We start from the raw sequence: 14,373 nt of genomic DNA, 5'->3' as shown, positions 1-14,373 counted from the left end.
TGTCCGAAAACGCAAGGCAGTTCAATGCGAGACCGCGAGGGTGACGGATAAAATGACAGGCGATGCAACCATGGCGCGATGGCGCGCCCTGCCGCCCGATCTGCCTGTGCTGATCGCCGGACCCACGGCTTCGGGCAAATCGGCGCTGGCGCTCGAAATCGCGCAGGCGGCGGGCGGGGTCATCGTAAATGCCGACGCAAGCCAGGTCTATGCCTGCTGGCGCGTTCTGACCGCGCGCCCCGACGCCGAAGAGGAAGCCCGCGCGCCGCATCTTCTCTATGGGCATGTCCAGCCGGGTGCGGCCTATTCCACCGGGCATTGGCTGCGCGAAATCGCGCCGATCCTGAAAGGTCCCGAACGCCCGATCGTCGTGGGCGGCACCGGTCTTTACTTCAGGGCGCTGACCGAAGGGCTGGCCGACATTCCGCCCACCCCCGCCGAGGTCCGGGCCGAAGCGGATACGCTGCCGCTCGATATCCTGCTGGCAGGGATCGACGCGAGAACGGCGGCGGGCATCGACCGGGTCAATCGCGCCCGCGTCCAGCGTGCGTGGGAAGTGCAGCGCGCCACCGGGCGCAGCCTGTCGGACTGGCAGGCCGAGACCGGTGCGCCGATGCTGCCGCTGGCCGCCTGTCTGCCGCTGGTGTTCGACGTCGATCGTGACTGGCTGAACGCCAGGATCGCGCGGCGGTTCGACCAGATGATCGCGGGCGGCGCGTTGGAGGAGGTCGCGGCCGTGCGCCCGGTCTACGACCCCGCCCTGCCCGCGCACCGCGCCATCGGCGTGCCGGAGCTGATGGCCCACCTGGACGGCCGGATGACGCTGGAGCAGGCGCGCGACGCCGCCGTTGTCGCGACCCGGCAATTCGCCAAGCGGCAGCGCACCTGGTTTCGATCGAGGATGGGCGACTGGCAGCGGGTCCGGCCAGGGAGTTGACCGTCGGCGGTATTCATATCGCCACTTGTTTGGCCGCGATATCCGTGCAAAATTGCCTCAAAATTGTCTTAATTCAACCAAGGGACCGCCTTGATGTCGTTTGCCCCGGTGCGCATCCTGACCCTGCCGCAGTTTACGCGCCAGCAGGATTGGCGGCTGACGCTGGCCCACGACCGGCCGCAGGATCTGTTGATCTGGGTGACACGCGGCCAGGGGCGGTTGCTGCTGGACGGGCAGCGTCGCGGCGTCGGTGTCCATAACGCCATCCTGGTGCCGGGCGGCCATCTGTTCGCGCTGGAACTGGGGCGGCAGGGCATGGGGCTGGTGGTCGAGATCCCGCCCGGCAGCGATTTGCGCCTGCCCGATCGACCGGCGCAGCTTCGGATCCGCGATGTTCAATCGCAGTCGGAACTGACCGGCCTGATCGAAGCGGCACAGCGCGAGGCGGCGGCGGCGCGCCCGCTGTCCCAGCAGGCGGTGGAGGCCTATGCAGCGCTGATATCGGTCTGGCTGCGCCGGCAAATGGGATCGGAGGCGCATCTGACAGAGCGGCCCCGCGCCGCCGTGCGACTGGCGGCCCGGTATTGCGCGCGGATCAGCGCGGAGTATGCCAGCACCGCCACGATGGCCGATCACGCGGCGGCGCTTTCGGTCACGCCCACACATCTGTCACGGGCCTGCAAGGCGGCCACCGGCAAGACCGCGGCGGAGCTTTTGACCGAGCGCGTGATCTACGCGGCGCGCGATCTGCTGGCGACCACCAGTGTGCCCGCGCAGGATGTCGCGCGGCACCTCGGCTTTGGCAGCGCGGCCTATTTCACGCGCTTCATGCAACAGCATACCGGTGCGTCGCCGTCCGCCCTGCGCGGCTGATTGCAGGGCTGATTGCGCGGTCGGGCACTGGGTCGAATGTGCCGCGAAATGGGGCGACACGCTGGCGCATTCGTCGTTTTCCGACGGTCCGAGTGTCGCAAAAAAGCGATCAAGCGGCGCACACTTGCGTTGACCTTGCCGATTTTCTGCTGCCTCATGGAACCAAGGCACGGGGGCGGCGCCAATCCACGGCCAAGCCCGCGCGCGATAAAACGGATCCCGCCTCCGCGGGGCCAACACATCGGCGGGACAAACCCGCCTGGCCTGAAAACAGGGGCTTACATGGGACTATTCATCTTGCGGCGTCTGGGCGTGATGCTTTTGACGGCTTTGTGCCTGACATTCATCGTGTTCTGGCTGACGAACCTTTACCCGAACCTCGAAAAACTGGCCAAGACGCAAGGCAACTTTCGCATGTCGGACGAGGCCGTGGAAAGCTATCTTGCCAACCGCGGATACCTGCAGCCGATGCCGGTCAAGTTCGGTCAGTGGCTGGGCGTGCTTCCGGGGTGGACCAACGAAAAGGACGGCGAGGTCACGGGGCGCTGTTTCGACGCCGGCACCCCCGAAGAGCAGCGCGACACCTTCTGCGGCGTGCTGCAGGGCGATTGGGGCCGGTCGACCGTGTTCAAGGACGACGTGGGCGCGCTGGTGGCGACCCGGCTGGGGCTGACGGGCAAGCTGATGTTCTTTGTCATGCTGGTGATGGTGCCCTCGGCGCTGGTGCTGGGCGTGCTGGCCGGGATGAGAGAGGGATCGGCGACCGACAGGACGCTGTCGACCTTTTCCATCGCCTCGACGGCGACGCCGGAATACGTGTCCGGCGTCATCTTCATCGCGGTGTTCGCGTCTTCTGCCTTTGGGCTGAAATGGTTCAAGGGATCGGCGACAAGCGCCATGGAAAGCGTGAGTTTCGAGAACTTCACCCTGCCGGTGATAACGATCGCGCTTTACGGCATGGGGTATATCGCGCGGATGACGCGGGCCTCGATGACCGAGGTCATGACGGCGCAATATATCCGGACCGCGCGGCTCAAGGGGGTGAAGTTTTCCAACATCGTGCTGAAACACGCCCTCAGGAATGCGCTTATCGCGCCCTTCACGGTGATCATGCTGCAGTTTCCGTGGCTCCTGAACGGGGTGGTGATCGTCGAGACGCTGTTCAACTACAAGGGCTTTGGCTGGCTTCTGGTGGCGGCGGCGTCGAACAATGACATCGAATTGCTGCTGGCCGTGTCGGTCGTATCGGTCGTGGTGGTGCTGGTGACGCAGCTGATATCGGATATCGGCTATGTCTACCTGAACCCGCGCATCCGCATTTCATAAGGGGGCCAGAGCATGGAACCACTCAACTGGGGCGAAATCCTCCTGCGCATGTTCATTCAGCTGATCCCGGTCTGGATCGCGCTCACGGTGCTGTTCGTCGTCTCGTTCACCTACAAGCGGCGTCTGGGGCTGTATGGCAAGCTTTTCGACAGCACCATCGGCATGATCGGCTTTTTCCTGGTGATGTTCTGGGTGTTCACCGGCGTCATGGGCGGACCGATGGACATGCTGGTGACGCATGATGCGCTGAGCCAGGTGTCGGGCATGAAGAACGAACTGCCCGGCGAGCCGCTGGCGGGGGCGGAAGCGGGCGAATACCCCTTCTACCTTCTGGGCGGCGACAACCTCGCGCGCGACGTGTTCAGCCGCCTGATCAAGGGCGCCTGGGTCGTGGTGCAGATCGCGCCCGTGGCCACGCTCTTTGCCTTCATGGTCGGGATCACTCTGGGCCTGCCGGCGGGGTATTACGGCGGGCGGCTCGATACCTCGCTGTCGTTCCTGGCGAACCTGATCCTCGCCTTCCCGGTAATCTTGCTGTTCTACCTGCTGGTCACACCCGAGATCGTGCTGACGGGCATCCCCAACTACATGGCGCTGTTTTTGTTCATCTTTCCGCTGATCTTCATGCTGATCCTGCTGAATTCGCGCTATCACACGCAGCCAAAGGTCCGCACGCCGCTGCTGATCGCGGTGATGTTGGGGATGGGGTGGCTTTACCTGTCGCTGGTGTCGACGAACGGATCGGTGGTGGCGACGCCGACCTATGCGATCCCGGGGCTGCCGGAATTCCTCGATCTGTTCGACATCGATCCCGGAATCCTGGTGGTTTTCGTGTCGGTGGTCTTTGTCAATTCGCCCACGGTCTTCCGCATCGTGCGGGGCCTCGCGATGGACATCAAGACGCGCGATTACGTCGCGGCCGCCCAGACCCGTGGCGAGGGCCCGTGGTACATCATGCTATGGGAGATCCTGCCCAACGCGCGCGGGCCGCTGATCGTCGATTTCTGCCTGCGCATCGGATACACCACCATCCTGTTGGGCACCCTCGGGTTCTTCGGGCTTGGGTTGGAATCCGAGAGCCCGGACTGGGGCAGCACGATCAATGCTGGCCGACGGCTGCTGGCGCTCTACCCGCATGCGGCGATTGCCCCGGCGATCGCGCTGCTGACGTTGGTGCTTGGGCTGAACCTGTTGGCCGATGGCCTGCGCGAGGAATCGTTGCGCGACTGACGTTGTCTGGCGGATCGGGGGCCAGCCCCCGAACCCCCGGAGTATTTTTGACCTAAAGAAGCAGGGACACGGCCCTGCCGCCGCCAACTGGGAGACGCTGATGCCTCGGGAAAAATATGACGGCCCCATCCTGGAGATCGACAAGCTGTCGATCTCGTTCTTCACGCGGCTGCGGGAAATCCCGGCGGTCATGGATTTTTCGGTCGCCGTCAAACCCGGAGAGGCCGTGGGCCTGGTGGGGGAATCGGGCTGCGGCAAGAGCACGGTCGCCCTGGGCGTCATGCAGGACCTTGGCAAGAACGGCAGGGTCGTGGGCGGGTCGATCAAGTTCAAGGGCCGCGATCTGAGCGAGATGAACGACGAGGAACTGCGCGATATCCGCGGGTCCGAAATCGCGATGATCTACCAGGAGCCGATGGCGTCGCTGAACCCGGCGATGCGCATCGGCAGGCAGTTGATGGAAGTGCCGATGATCCATCAGGGGGCCTCGGAGAAGGAGGCCTTTGAGCGTGCCCTGCAGGTCGTCACCGACGTCAAGCTGCCGGACCCGGCGCGCATTCTGCAGGCCTATCCGCACCAGCTTTCGGGCGGCCAGCAGCAGCGTATCGTGATTGCCATGGCGCTGATGAGCGAGCCGTCGTTGCTGATCCTCGATGAACCGACCACGGCGCTGGATGTGACGGTCGAGGCCTCGATCGTCGAGCTGGTCAAGGATCTGGGCCGCAAATACGGCACGTCGATGCTGTTCATCAGCCACAACCTCGGGCTGGTGCTGGAGACCTGCGACCGGATCTGCGTGATGTATTCGGGCGAGGCGGTCGAGCGCGGCAGCATCGCCGATGTCTTCGACGAGATGCAGCATCCCTATACACAGGCGCTGTTCCGGTCGATCCCCCTGCCCGGCGCCAACAAGAACGACCGCCCGCTGATCGCCATTCCCGGCAATTTCCCGCTGCCGCACGAGCGGCCCGATGGCTGCAACTTCGGGCCGCGGTGCGATTACTTCGAGAAGGGGCGTTGCGATCAGGGCAGTATCCCGATGTTCGACGTGCCCGGCAACGAACGCCATGCGACCCGCTGCGTGCGGTTCCAGGAGATCGACTGGCAGGCGCCGCCGCAGGTGGCGGACAAGAAGGAAAAGGGCGAGATCGGTCGTGTCGTTCTCAAGATCGAGAACCTCAAGAAATACTACGAGGTGGCGGCGAATGCGATCTTTGGCGGCGGCGACAAGAAGGTCGTGAAGGCCAATGAGACGCTGACCTTCGAGGCGCGCGAGAGCGAGACATTGGCCATCGTGGGCGAAAGCGGCTGCGGCAAATCCACCTTTGCCAAGGTTCTGATGGGGCTGGAGACGGCGACCGAGGGCACCATCACGCTGGACAACAAGAACATCGAAGACATCCCGATCGAACAGCGCGACACCAAGACCATCGCCGACGTGCAGATGGTGTTCCAGAACCCCTTTGACACGCTGAACCCGTCGATGACGGTGGGCCGCCAGATCATCCGCGCGCTGGAGATTTTCGGCATCGGCGAGAGCGAGCGGGACCGCCAGCAAAGGATGCTCAAGCTGCTGGATCTGGTCAAGCTGCCGCGCGAGTTCGCGGGCCGGATGCCGCGGCAGTTGTCGGGCGGGCAAAAGCAGCGGGTGGGCATCGCGCGCGCCTTTGCGGGGGATGCGCGGATCGTGGTGGCGGATGAGCCCGTCTCGGCGCTGGATGTGAGCGTACAGGCGGCGGTGACCGATCTGCTGATGGAGATCCAGCGCGAACAGAAGACCACCTTGCTGTTCATCAGCCACGATCTGAGCATCGTGCGCTATCTCAGCGACCGGGTGATGGTGATGTACCTGGGCCATGTGGTCGAGCTTGGCACCACCGACCAGGTCTTTGCGCCGCCCTACCATCCGTATACCGAGGCGCTGCTGTCGGCGGTGCCGATTGCCGATACGCGGGTCAAGAAAAAGCACATCGTGCTGGAGGGCGATATTCCGTCGGCGATGAATCCGCCGCCCGGCTGCCCGTTCCAGACGCGCTGCCGCTGGAAGAGCCAGGTGCCCGGCAACCTGTGCGAGGTCGAAGTGCCGCCGATGCGCACGCTGGATGCGGGGCACCAGGTCAAATGCCACCTGAGCGATGAGCAGCTGGCCGAGATGGAGCCGGTGATCGAGATCGCGGCGCAGTAACGGGCGGGAGGGTCTGCGACCGGAGGCGCCGAGGTGCCGCGCCGGTCGCGGCCGGATCAGAGGGCGAGCGAGGCCACCACGCCAAAGAAGTAGGCCAGTGCGAACAGCAGCAGGCCCGGACGGCGCTTGCGCAACAAAAACCCGGTCAGGACAAGGATCGGCGAGAGCGCGAGCCCCGCCAGCGCGGGATAGGTCACAAGCCCGTAGGCCGCCGTACCGGGCCCCCATGCAGAGCCTTGGGCGGTCAGGCCGGTCAGGATGATGCCGAGGATCGCGCCGAGGATGGCACCGATGCTGAGCGGCAGGATGGAGCCACCGTTGCGCGCGACCAGTTGAGGCAGCGGTTTGGCGGGCTTCCGGTTCGATCGCTTGGCCTTGCGCGCAGTGTCCATCCGACGGGGGCGGACCTCTGACGGCGTCAGGGTCTGGTTGCGGGCAATCCGGTCGATGCGGTCATGGAAACAGGCGGTGGCCATAGCGGTGATCCCAAATCTGTGCGTGGGATCAGATAAGCCGTTAACTATGTCTTAAGGGTGGCGATGGATCGTCCGAACCAAGGAAATCACAACTTGCAAGCGAGCCTTGATCGAAGGGGCTGTCGCCGGCCCAGGGCGGTGTGTGCGGGCGGGGTTTCTCGGCGACCGTCCGTCGGGTCTGGCCCGCTCGCCCGCGACGCGCGCCGCAATACGGGCCACGATACCGGCCACGAATTGCCCAAGCCAAGCCCGCTTATCCGCCCGAGATGATCCGCACGTAGGCCTTGGTTTCACGATAAGGCGGCACGCCGCCGTATTTCTTCACGGCCCCCGGCCCGGCATTGTAGGCCGCCAGCGCCAGCCGCCAGTCGCCGAACGTGCGGTGCTGCTGCTTGAGATATCGCGCGCCCCCGTCGAGGTTCTGGTAGGGGTCACTGGAATCCACCCGCAACACCCGCGCGGTCTGTGGCATCAATTGGGCCAGGCCAAAGGCGCCCTTGTGCGATCTGGCCTTGGGGTTCCAGCCTGATTCCTGCTGCACGAGGCGCAGGAACAGATCCTCGGGAATGCCGTGGCGCTGCGCGGCGGCGCGCGCCATCGCAAGGTACTGACCCTTGTACTTTCCGGCGTATTTCGGCGCGTTCCATTTCGTCGGTGTGTTCACCGCCGGTGGCTTCAGCCGAACCGAATTGGAATATTGCTTGGCCGCGCGCGTATCGAGGATTTTCTTTTGCGAGGCAAAGAGCGTCGTGCGGCTCTTGCTGGAAAAGACATCTGCCGTGGCGGCCGTCGCGAATGTCAGTGCGGCGACCATGCCACCCAAAAGAATACTGCGCATGATCCCCCCCGGTCTCATGTAAATTCCATGATGTAAAAACCCGTCCAAACTACCAAAAAAAGGCCTGTCGATAAACCCCTGTTGTCGCGACCCGCGGTGAATGACCGATGGCGGCGGGATCGATGTTCCATCATCCGGACGGAGCGTATAGGTTCGGTGAAACCATGCCCGAAGCGGATTCGTGAGGGTCACAGACAGCGAAAAAGGGGGCATCATGGCCGGCTCAGTCAACAAAGTCATTCTCATCGGAAATCTGGGGCGCGACCCGGAAGTGCGGTCGTTCGCAAACGGCGGCAAGGTCTGCAACCTGCGTATCGCCACCTCGGAGACGTGGAAGGACAAAAGCAGCGGCGAACGCAAGGAACGGACCGAATGGCATAGCGTCGCGATCTTTTCCGAGCCCTTGGTGCGCGTTGCCGAGCAGTACCTGCGCAAGGGCTCCAAGGTGTATATCGAGGGCCAGCTCGAGACCCGCAAATGGCAGGACCAGTCCGGTCAGGACCGCTACTCGACCGAGGTCGTGCTGCGCCCGTACCGCTCCGAACTGACGATGCTCGACGGTCGCGACGGCGGTGGCGGTGGCGGCGGCGGCGGCGGTTATGACAGCGGATCGTCGGGTGGCGGCTACGGCGGCGGATATGATCAGGAGCCGTCGGGCGGCGGCGGCGGTGGCGGCGGTCGCGCCCCCTCGCGTGATCTGGACGACGAAATCCCGTTCTGACGACTGGGCCGGCGGCCTGTGTCCCGCGCGCCCTTGCGGCGGGCGATGCGGCACGGGCACTGGCGCTTTATACCGATCTGACGCCTGGCGCGCCCGCGGACGATGCGGGCGCATACCTGCGGGTGATCGCCCACACCGGCACGGCGGTGTCCGGCGGCTTTGCGGGTCACGACCTGGCGGCGGTGGTCACCCTGCACATACAGCCAAACGTCACATGGGCTGCACGGCCCTGTGGCCTGATCGAAACTGTCGTGACGGGCTCTGGTCTGCGCGGGCGCGGCCATGGCCGCTGGGTCATGGCCCCTACGGTCGATGCCGCCTGGGCCGGGGCGCCTACAAGATCATGCTGATGACCGGGCAAGAGCGCGGCGCCAAAGGCTTTTGCGAGGCGGTGGGCTTCTTGGGCGGGGACAAGCACGCGATGGTGATGCGCCGCCCCTGGCCCTAGCGATCCCGCGCGTCGCGCAGCACCGACAGCACGGCATCGCGCGGCACGTCACCGGTGACAAAGGCCTGACCGATGCCGCGCGCGAGGACAAAGCGCAACTGCCCGTCCACGACCTTCTTGTCCTGCCCCATGAGATCCAGCAGCGCCTCGGCCCCCGGCAGATCGCCTTCGATATCGGCAAGGTCGGTCTTCATCCCCATGGTGCGCAGATGCGCGCGCACGCGGCTCGGGTCCTCTTGCGAACACAGGCCCATCCGCGCCGACACCTCGAACGCCAGCGCGCAGCCGATGGCGACACCTTCGCCATGCAGCAGGCGGTCGCCATACCCGGTTGCGGCCTCAAGCGCATGACAGAATGTATGGCCGAGGTTCAGCAGCGCGCGATCGCCCTGCTCTGTCTCGTCGCGCATCACGATGTCGGCCTTCATCTGGACCGACCGTTTGACCGCCTGTACGCGCGCTTGCGGGTCTCCCGCCGCCAGCGCGGGGCCCTGGGCCTCGAGCCAGTCGAAAAAGGCGGCATCCCCCAGCAACCCGTATTTCACGACCTCGCCGTAGCCGGCCAGGAAGTCGCGCGGCGCAAGCGTGCCCAGCACGGCGGTGTCGGCCAGCACGAGGCTGGGCTGGTGAAAGGCGCCCACCAGGTTCTTGCCGTGGGACGTGTTGATCCCGGTCTTGCCGCCCACCGAACTGTCCACCTGCGCCAGCAGCGATGTCGGGATCTGCACGAAGCGCACGCCCCGGCGCAGGATGGCGGCGGCGAATCCGGCCAGGTCGCCGATTACGCCGCCGCCCAGGGCCACGACGATATCGCCGCGCTCGACCCGCTGATCCAGAAGCCAGCCGACGCAGCGCTCCAGTTCGGCCCAGCATTTCGTGGCCTCGCCGGGCGGGAGCGCCAACGCCTCGACCGTGATCCCCTGCGCCGCCATCCCGGCCCGCAGCCCCTCCAGATGCAGGGCGCCCACGGTCTCGTCCGTCAGCACCGCCACCCGCGGGCGCCGCAGCAGCGGACCCACCAGCGCGCCCGCCCGTGCCAAAAGACCGGGCCCGATATGAATGTCGTACGCGCGTCCGGGCAGATCGACATGCACCGTTTCAGTCATTCTCGTCCTCGCTCGGTTCGCGGCGCTCCAACACGTCGGGGCGGGTCAGCAGGGTGTCGATCACCCGCTGCGCCATCGCCTCGATCGACAGGCGGGCGACGCAGTCCACCGCCAGATCGGCCTGCGCGTAATACGGCACGCGCGCGTCGTAAAGGTTGCGCAGCGTGGTTTTCGGGTCAGGTGTGCGCAGCAGCGGGCGGGTGTCGCGGTGGCGCACCCGGTTCCACAAAAGATCCAGATCGGCGTTGAGCCAGACCGACACGCCGCGCGCGCTGACCATCGCGCGCGTCTCGGCATCCAGAAAGGCGCCGCCGCCAGTGGACAGCACCCCGCAGGCGCGGTCGAGCAACCGGCCGATGACCTCGCGTTCGCGGGCGCGAAAGAACGGCTCCCCGTCGCGGGCAAAGATTTCCGGAACGCTCATGTTCGCCGCCGCCTCGATTTCGGCGTCGCTGTCGAGAAAGGGCACAGCCAGACGCGCGGCCAACGCGCGCCCCACGGCGGTCTTTCCCGCGCCCATCATGCCCACCATGACGACGGTCTTTTTCAATCGAAACGGCCCTCCGCCGGAGGCGTGCTGGCTCAGGGAGTGCTGAAAATCGCTCATGGTCCTGTGAATGACGTGATATTGGTGAAAAGGCCATATATAGTTTGCACAAAACACGTATGAACACGGGGCAGAACAGGCTATGGGGCGACTACTCAAACTTTTGTTTTACTTGGCTATTATAGGATTTATTGGATTGGTCGGCTATGCCTACATCGGGCCGTTTTTCGGTGTTGATTTTTCCGCGCCGCAGTCGGAAGTCCGCGTTCCAGTGACGTTGGATGCCAACTGAGCACCCCATACGCGGGCTTTTGATCGCCACCGCCCTCGGGGCGGCGGTGTGTCTTGGCGCGGGCCCCGTCCGGGCGCAGGCCGTCGCCGCAGCGCCGCCGCCACAGCAGCCCTTGTCGGCGATCGACTGGCTGGATCGAAACGCGCCCTCCGCCACCGCCGTCCCCGGCGACGCGCGCGATCCCCAGTTCCTCGACGAGCCGCCGGTCGCGCGCAGCGGATCGGTACCGGGCATCACCGTCACACCGTTGGCCGACGAGGCGGTGCGGCACGTGGGGCTGGTGCCGCCCTCGGTCACGGGGCTGCCGCCGGACCTGTGGGCAGGCAGCGATCCCGACACCGTCAGCGCGCTGCTGGCGGACATGCCCGATCTGCGCCTGCCCGCCGCGCAATCGCTGTTCTATTCGCTCTTGCTGACCGAAGCGCAGGGCCCAAGCGGCGACCGCAACGCGCGCGACGCGTTTTCACTGGCGCGGGTCGAGGCCCTGGTGCGGCTGGGGGCGCTCGATCCGGCGATGGCGCTGATCGAACAGGCGGGCGTGGACCGCGACATCGCGCATTTCGCCGCCTACATGAACATCGCGTTGCTGACCGGGGCCGAAGATCAGGCCTGCGCGCGTCTGACCGCGATGCCCTATCTGGCCCCGTCCCAGGCGCATCGTGTCTTTTGCGCCGCGCGCGGCGGGGCGTGGGACGACGCGGCGCTGATGCTCGACACCGGGCGCGTGCTCGACCTGATCGACCCGGACATGGTCCAGCGGCTGGACCGGTTTCTAAATGCCGACCTGTTCGAGGATGCCACCCCCCTGCGCCCCCCGCGTGAGATCGACGCGCTGAGTTTTCGGCTGCATGACGCCATCGGAGAGCCGCTCGCCACCCGGTCCCTGCCCCGCGCCTACGCGGTGGCGGACCTGCGCGATCTGGCAGGCTGGAAGGCGCAGCTCGAGGCGGCCGAGCGGCTGACGCGCACCGGTGCCCTGCCCGACAACCGCCTGCTGGGGATCTACACCGATCGCAAGCCCGCGGCGTCGGGCGGCATCTGGGACCGGGTCGCGGCATTGCAGCGCTTCGAGACCGCGCTTGGCACGCAAAGTCTGGACGCCGTGACAAAGGCCTTGCCGCCTGCCTGGCGCGCGATGCAGCAGGCCCGGCTCGAGGCGCCATTCGCCAGCCTGTTCGCCGCGCGGGTGTCCGGGCTCGATCTGAGCGGGCCTGCGGCGCGGATCGCCTTCGAGATGGGCATGCTTTCCCCCGACTACGAAGCCTTTGCCGCGACCGCCCCGCAAGACATGGCGCTGGCGCCCGCGGTGAGCGCGCTGGCGCGGGGCGAGGCGCCACGGGCCAGTGCGGACGACGGGATGCTGGCGGCGGTGGCGGCGGGGTTCGGCGCCGATCTTGCGCGGCGCGACCTGATCGCGCTGGCCCGCGATGGCGAGTTGGGTATGGCGATCCTGCGGTCGCTTGCGCTGCTGGACGCGGGCGCGCGCGGCGATACCGCCGCGCTTGGCGCAGGGCTGGCCAGCCTGCGCGCGCTGGGGCTGGAGGATACGGCCCGTCGCAGCGGCATTCAGTTGCTGCTGCTGGAGCGCGAGCCGGGATGAGCGGCGGAAACTGGATCTCCGCCTTTCTGGAGGCGCAGGCCGCGGAACTGGGGGCCGCGCGCAACACGTTGCTGGCCTATGGGCGGGATCTGCAGGATTTCGCGGCCTGGCTGACGCGGCGCGGCCCGGATTTCGCCACCGCGACGCAAGACGATGTCGAAGCCTACCTGGTGCATTGCGATGATCAGGGGCTGGCGAAATCCACCCGCGCGCGACGGCTGTCGGCCATCAAGCAGCTGTATCGCTTTGCCTTCGAGGAAGGCTGGCGCACGGACAACCCCGCGATCCGCATTTCCGGACCGGGCCGCGACGCGCGCCTGCCCGTCACGCTGAGCGAGGCGGAGGTTGACGCCCTGCTGGAGGCGGCGCGCGCCTCGGGCCGCAATGCCGGTGACCGCGCGCGCAACACCGCGATGATGGAACTGCTTTATGCCACCGGAATGCGGGTGACGGAACTGGTCAGCCTGCCGGTCGCGGCGGCGCGGGGCGATCCGAACCTGTTGCTGATCATGGGCAAGGGCGGCAAGGAACGGCTGGTTCCGCTGTCGCCGCCGGCCCGGTCCGCGCTGGCGGACTGGCTGGTGCTGCGGGACCGTGCCGAGACGGCAGACAGGGCGCGCGGCAAGCCGCCCTCGCGGTTCCTGTTTCCGTCGCGCGGGGCGTCGGGGCATCTGACGCGGCACCGATTCTATCTGCTGATCAAGGAATTCGCCGGCGCGGGCGGCGTCATGCCCGCCAAGGTCACGCCGCACACGCTCCGCCACGCCTTTGCCACGCACCTGTTGGCCAATGGCGCCGATCTGCGGTCCATCCAGACGCTGCTGGGCCATGCGGATGTCGCGACCACCGAAATCTATACCCGCGTGCTCGAGGAACGGCTGTCGCAACTGGTGCTGGAGCATCACCCGCTGGCGACCGCCCCCGCCCGCGACCCGGCCGACCGGCGCAGCGAGACCGGCAGCACGTCTTCGGAGGGCCAGAGCCCGCTGAGCAAGGCCCGGTCATAACCCTGCGTCAGCCCGGCGTCCCGCATCGCCGCCGCCGCCGCCGAAGCATCGTAGTCGAGATCGTGGATCGTCGCCTGCGCACCGTCCAGCAGGACAAAGCGCGTCTGGCGCCGCGCATCATGCGCGGGCATGCCGATGACCCCGGCATTGATCCACCGTCGCGGCGCCGGGCCCGAGTCGCGGTTGCGCCGGGCCAGATCGCGCCGAAACGCGATGCCGCAGTGGCCCGCGACGATCCGGTCCACCGCGCCGATGCCATCCTCGACCGCGGCCCATTCCCGCGCAAACTCCGCTTCGGGCGAGGTAGGCCAGATGAAGCGCGCGACATCCGTCATCCCGCCGTGGATCACGCCGTGCCGCAGCCCGGCCGACGTAAAGGACAGGATGTCGGGCAATCCACCCATCCAGTCGCGGTCGTGCGCCGGGACCCTGGCATTGGCATGGCCGAACCATCCCGCACTCAGCAGGTCGCAGGCGCTGCCCGCGTCAAAGCCACAGCCGCAGTCGGGCGCGCCCGCAGCGAGCTGTTTTTCGCAGTTGCCCGCGACGACATGCACGCCCGCGGCCCGGATCGCGGCCACCGTCGCCACCGGATCGGCGCAATAGGCGACCACATCCCCGGTGCAGATCAGATGCGCCGCCCCCATCGCGCGCGCCCGCGCGATCAGCGCCTGCGTGGCCTGCAGGTTGGAATAGGGTCCGCCGAACAGCGCCACGCGGCCCTGCAGACTGCCCAGGTCGAGATGCTTCATGGCGTGATCCTCTCTCGTGTCCCTTGAATGACCGG

The 14,373-nt window shown here is 66.4% G+C and carries 13 protein-coding genes; 8 read left to right on the top strand and 5 right to left on the bottom strand.

What is annotated here, in order from left to right:
• The first annotated feature begins 52 nt into the window (after nucleotides 1–52).
• From miaA to FDT80_RS02400, 5 genes are all read left to right on the top strand, one after another.
• Complete coding sequence (gene miaA, locus FDT80_RS02420) at nucleotides 53–937, top strand: tRNA (adenosine(37)-N6)-dimethylallyltransferase MiaA (RefSeq protein WP_246039812.1); 885 nt, start codon at nucleotides 53–55, stop codon at nucleotides 935–937.
• A gap of 108 nt (nucleotides 938–1,045) precedes the next feature.
• Nucleotides 1,046–1,810, top strand: coding sequence for a helix-turn-helix transcriptional regulator (locus FDT80_RS02415; RefSeq protein ID WP_425471973.1), 765 nt, complete (start codon nucleotides 1,046–1,048; stop codon nucleotides 1,808–1,810).
• A gap of 282 nt (nucleotides 1,811–2,092) precedes the next feature.
• Nucleotides 2,093–3,136 carry an ABC transporter permease gene (locus FDT80_RS02410; protein WP_138660638.1) on the top strand — a complete coding sequence of 348 codons (1,044 nt, stop codon included), beginning with the start codon at nucleotides 2,093–2,095 and terminating at the stop codon, nucleotides 3,134–3,136.
• A 12-nt stretch (nucleotides 3,137–3,148) separates the two neighbouring features.
• Nucleotides 3,149–4,366, top strand: coding sequence for an ABC transporter permease (locus FDT80_RS02405; protein WP_138660637.1), 1,218 nt, complete (start codon nucleotides 3,149–3,151; stop codon nucleotides 4,364–4,366).
• Nucleotides 4,367–4,466: 100 nt separating this feature from the next.
• Nucleotides 4,467–6,551, top strand: coding sequence for an ABC transporter ATP-binding protein (locus FDT80_RS02400; RefSeq protein WP_138660636.1), 2,085 nt, complete (start codon nucleotides 4,467–4,469; stop codon nucleotides 6,549–6,551).
• Between the two features lie 56 nt (nucleotides 6,552–6,607).
• On the opposite strand, the gene FDT80_RS02395 is transcribed toward FDT80_RS02400, so the two are convergent.
• Together FDT80_RS02395 and FDT80_RS02390 are read right to left on the bottom strand one after the other, a co-directional pair.
• Nucleotides 6,608–7,027: a hypothetical protein gene (locus tag FDT80_RS02395; protein WP_138660635.1), complete on the bottom strand. Its 420-nt coding sequence runs from the start codon at nucleotides 7,025–7,027 to the stop codon at nucleotides 6,608–6,610.
• A 253-nt stretch (nucleotides 7,028–7,280) separates the two neighbouring features.
• Nucleotides 7,281–7,865, bottom strand: coding sequence for a lytic transglycosylase domain-containing protein (locus FDT80_RS02390; protein WP_138660634.1), 585 nt, complete (start codon nucleotides 7,863–7,865; stop codon nucleotides 7,281–7,283).
• Nucleotides 7,866–8,079: 214 nt separating this feature from the next.
• Here FDT80_RS02390 and ssb point away from each other — a divergent pair, with 214 nt between their 5' ends.
• Entirely contained in the window at nucleotides 8,080–8,586 is a 507-nt protein-coding gene (gene ssb, locus FDT80_RS02385) for a single-stranded DNA-binding protein (RefSeq protein ID WP_138660633.1), read from the top strand.
• A 444-nt stretch (nucleotides 8,587–9,030) separates the two neighbouring features.
• Here the strand turns inward: ssb and aroB are convergent, their stop codons facing one another.
• Nucleotides 9,031–10,140 carry a 3-dehydroquinate synthase gene (gene aroB / locus FDT80_RS02380; RefSeq protein WP_138660632.1) on the bottom strand — a complete coding sequence of 370 codons (1,110 nt, stop codon included), beginning with the start codon at nucleotides 10,138–10,140 and terminating at the stop codon, nucleotides 9,031–9,033.
• Nucleotides 10,133–10,747, bottom strand: coding sequence for a shikimate kinase (locus FDT80_RS02375; RefSeq protein ID WP_138660631.1), 615 nt, complete (start codon nucleotides 10,745–10,747; stop codon nucleotides 10,133–10,135). Before FDT80_RS02375 ends, aroB begins: the two co-directional genes overlap by 8 nt.
• A gap of 221 nt (nucleotides 10,748–10,968) precedes the next feature.
• On the opposite strand from FDT80_RS02375, the gene FDT80_RS02370 reads away from it, so the two are divergent.
• Together FDT80_RS02370 and FDT80_RS02365 are read left to right on the top strand one after the other, a co-directional pair.
• Nucleotides 10,969–12,579 carry a hypothetical protein gene (locus FDT80_RS02370; protein WP_246039810.1) on the top strand — a complete coding sequence of 537 codons (1,611 nt, stop codon included), beginning with the start codon at nucleotides 10,969–10,971 and terminating at the stop codon, nucleotides 12,577–12,579.
• Nucleotides 12,576–13,586 (top strand): site-specific tyrosine recombinase XerD, encoded by a 1,011-nt coding sequence (locus tag FDT80_RS02365; protein WP_138660630.1) that lies wholly within the window; start codon nucleotides 12,576–12,578, stop codon nucleotides 13,584–13,586. The genes FDT80_RS02370 and FDT80_RS02365 overlap by 4 nt, the downstream gene beginning before the upstream one ends.
• Here the strand turns inward: FDT80_RS02365 and FDT80_RS02360 are convergent.
• Nucleotides 13,481–14,338 (bottom strand): metallophosphoesterase family protein, encoded by an 858-nt coding sequence (locus FDT80_RS02360; protein WP_138660629.1) that lies wholly within the window; start codon nucleotides 14,336–14,338, stop codon nucleotides 13,481–13,483. The two genes, FDT80_RS02365 and FDT80_RS02360, sit on opposite strands and share 106 nt — an antisense overlap.
• Nucleotides 14,339–14,373: the final 35 nt, after the last annotated feature.

This window comes from Sulfitobacter sabulilitoris (assembly GCF_005887615.1).
In the GTDB taxonomy this organism is placed as follows: domain Bacteria; phylum Pseudomonadota; class Alphaproteobacteria; order Rhodobacterales; family Rhodobacteraceae; genus Sulfitobacter_E; species Sulfitobacter_E sabulilitoris.
Note: the sequence above shows the minus strand (reverse complement) of the source record. Positions and strands in the feature narration are given on the sequence as shown.

Excerpts from the sequence above, each read along its gene's own strand:
- ssb (WP_138660633.1), top strand. The coding sequence starts at position 8,080 with ATGGCCGGCTCAGTCAACAAAGTCATTCTCATCGGAAATCTGGGGCGC.
- FDT80_RS02390 (WP_138660634.1), bottom strand. The coding sequence starts at position 7,865 with ATGCGCAGTATTCTTTTGGGTGGCATGGTCGCCGCACTGACATTCGCG.
- FDT80_RS02375 (WP_138660631.1), bottom strand. The coding sequence starts at position 10,747 with ATGAGCGATTTTCAGCACTCCCTGAGCCAGCACGCCTCCGGCGGAGGG.
- FDT80_RS02370 (WP_246039810.1), top strand. The coding sequence starts at position 10,969 with ATGCCAACTGAGCACCCCATACGCGGGCTTTTGATCGCCACCGCCCTC.
- FDT80_RS02365 (WP_138660630.1), top strand. The coding sequence starts at position 12,576 with ATGAGCGGCGGAAACTGGATCTCCGCCTTTCTGGAGGCGCAGGCCGCG.
- FDT80_RS02360 (WP_138660629.1), bottom strand. The coding sequence starts at position 14,338 with ATGAAGCATCTCGACCTGGGCAGTCTGCAGGGCCGCGTGGCGCTGTTC.
- aroB (WP_138660632.1), bottom strand. The coding sequence starts at position 10,140 with ATGACTGAAACGGTGCATGTCGATCTGCCCGGACGCGCGTACGACATT.
- miaA (WP_246039812.1), top strand. The coding sequence starts at position 53 with ATGACAGGCGATGCAACCATGGCGCGATGGCGCGCCCTGCCGCCCGAT.
- FDT80_RS02395 (WP_138660635.1), bottom strand. The coding sequence starts at position 7,027 with ATGGCCACCGCCTGTTTCCATGACCGCATCGACCGGATTGCCCGCAAC.
- FDT80_RS02410 (WP_138660638.1), top strand. The coding sequence starts at position 2,093 with ATGGGACTATTCATCTTGCGGCGTCTGGGCGTGATGCTTTTGACGGCT.
- FDT80_RS02405 (WP_138660637.1), top strand. The coding sequence starts at position 3,149 with ATGGAACCACTCAACTGGGGCGAAATCCTCCTGCGCATGTTCATTCAG.
- FDT80_RS02400 (WP_138660636.1), top strand. The coding sequence starts at position 4,467 with ATGCCTCGGGAAAAATATGACGGCCCCATCCTGGAGATCGACAAGCTG.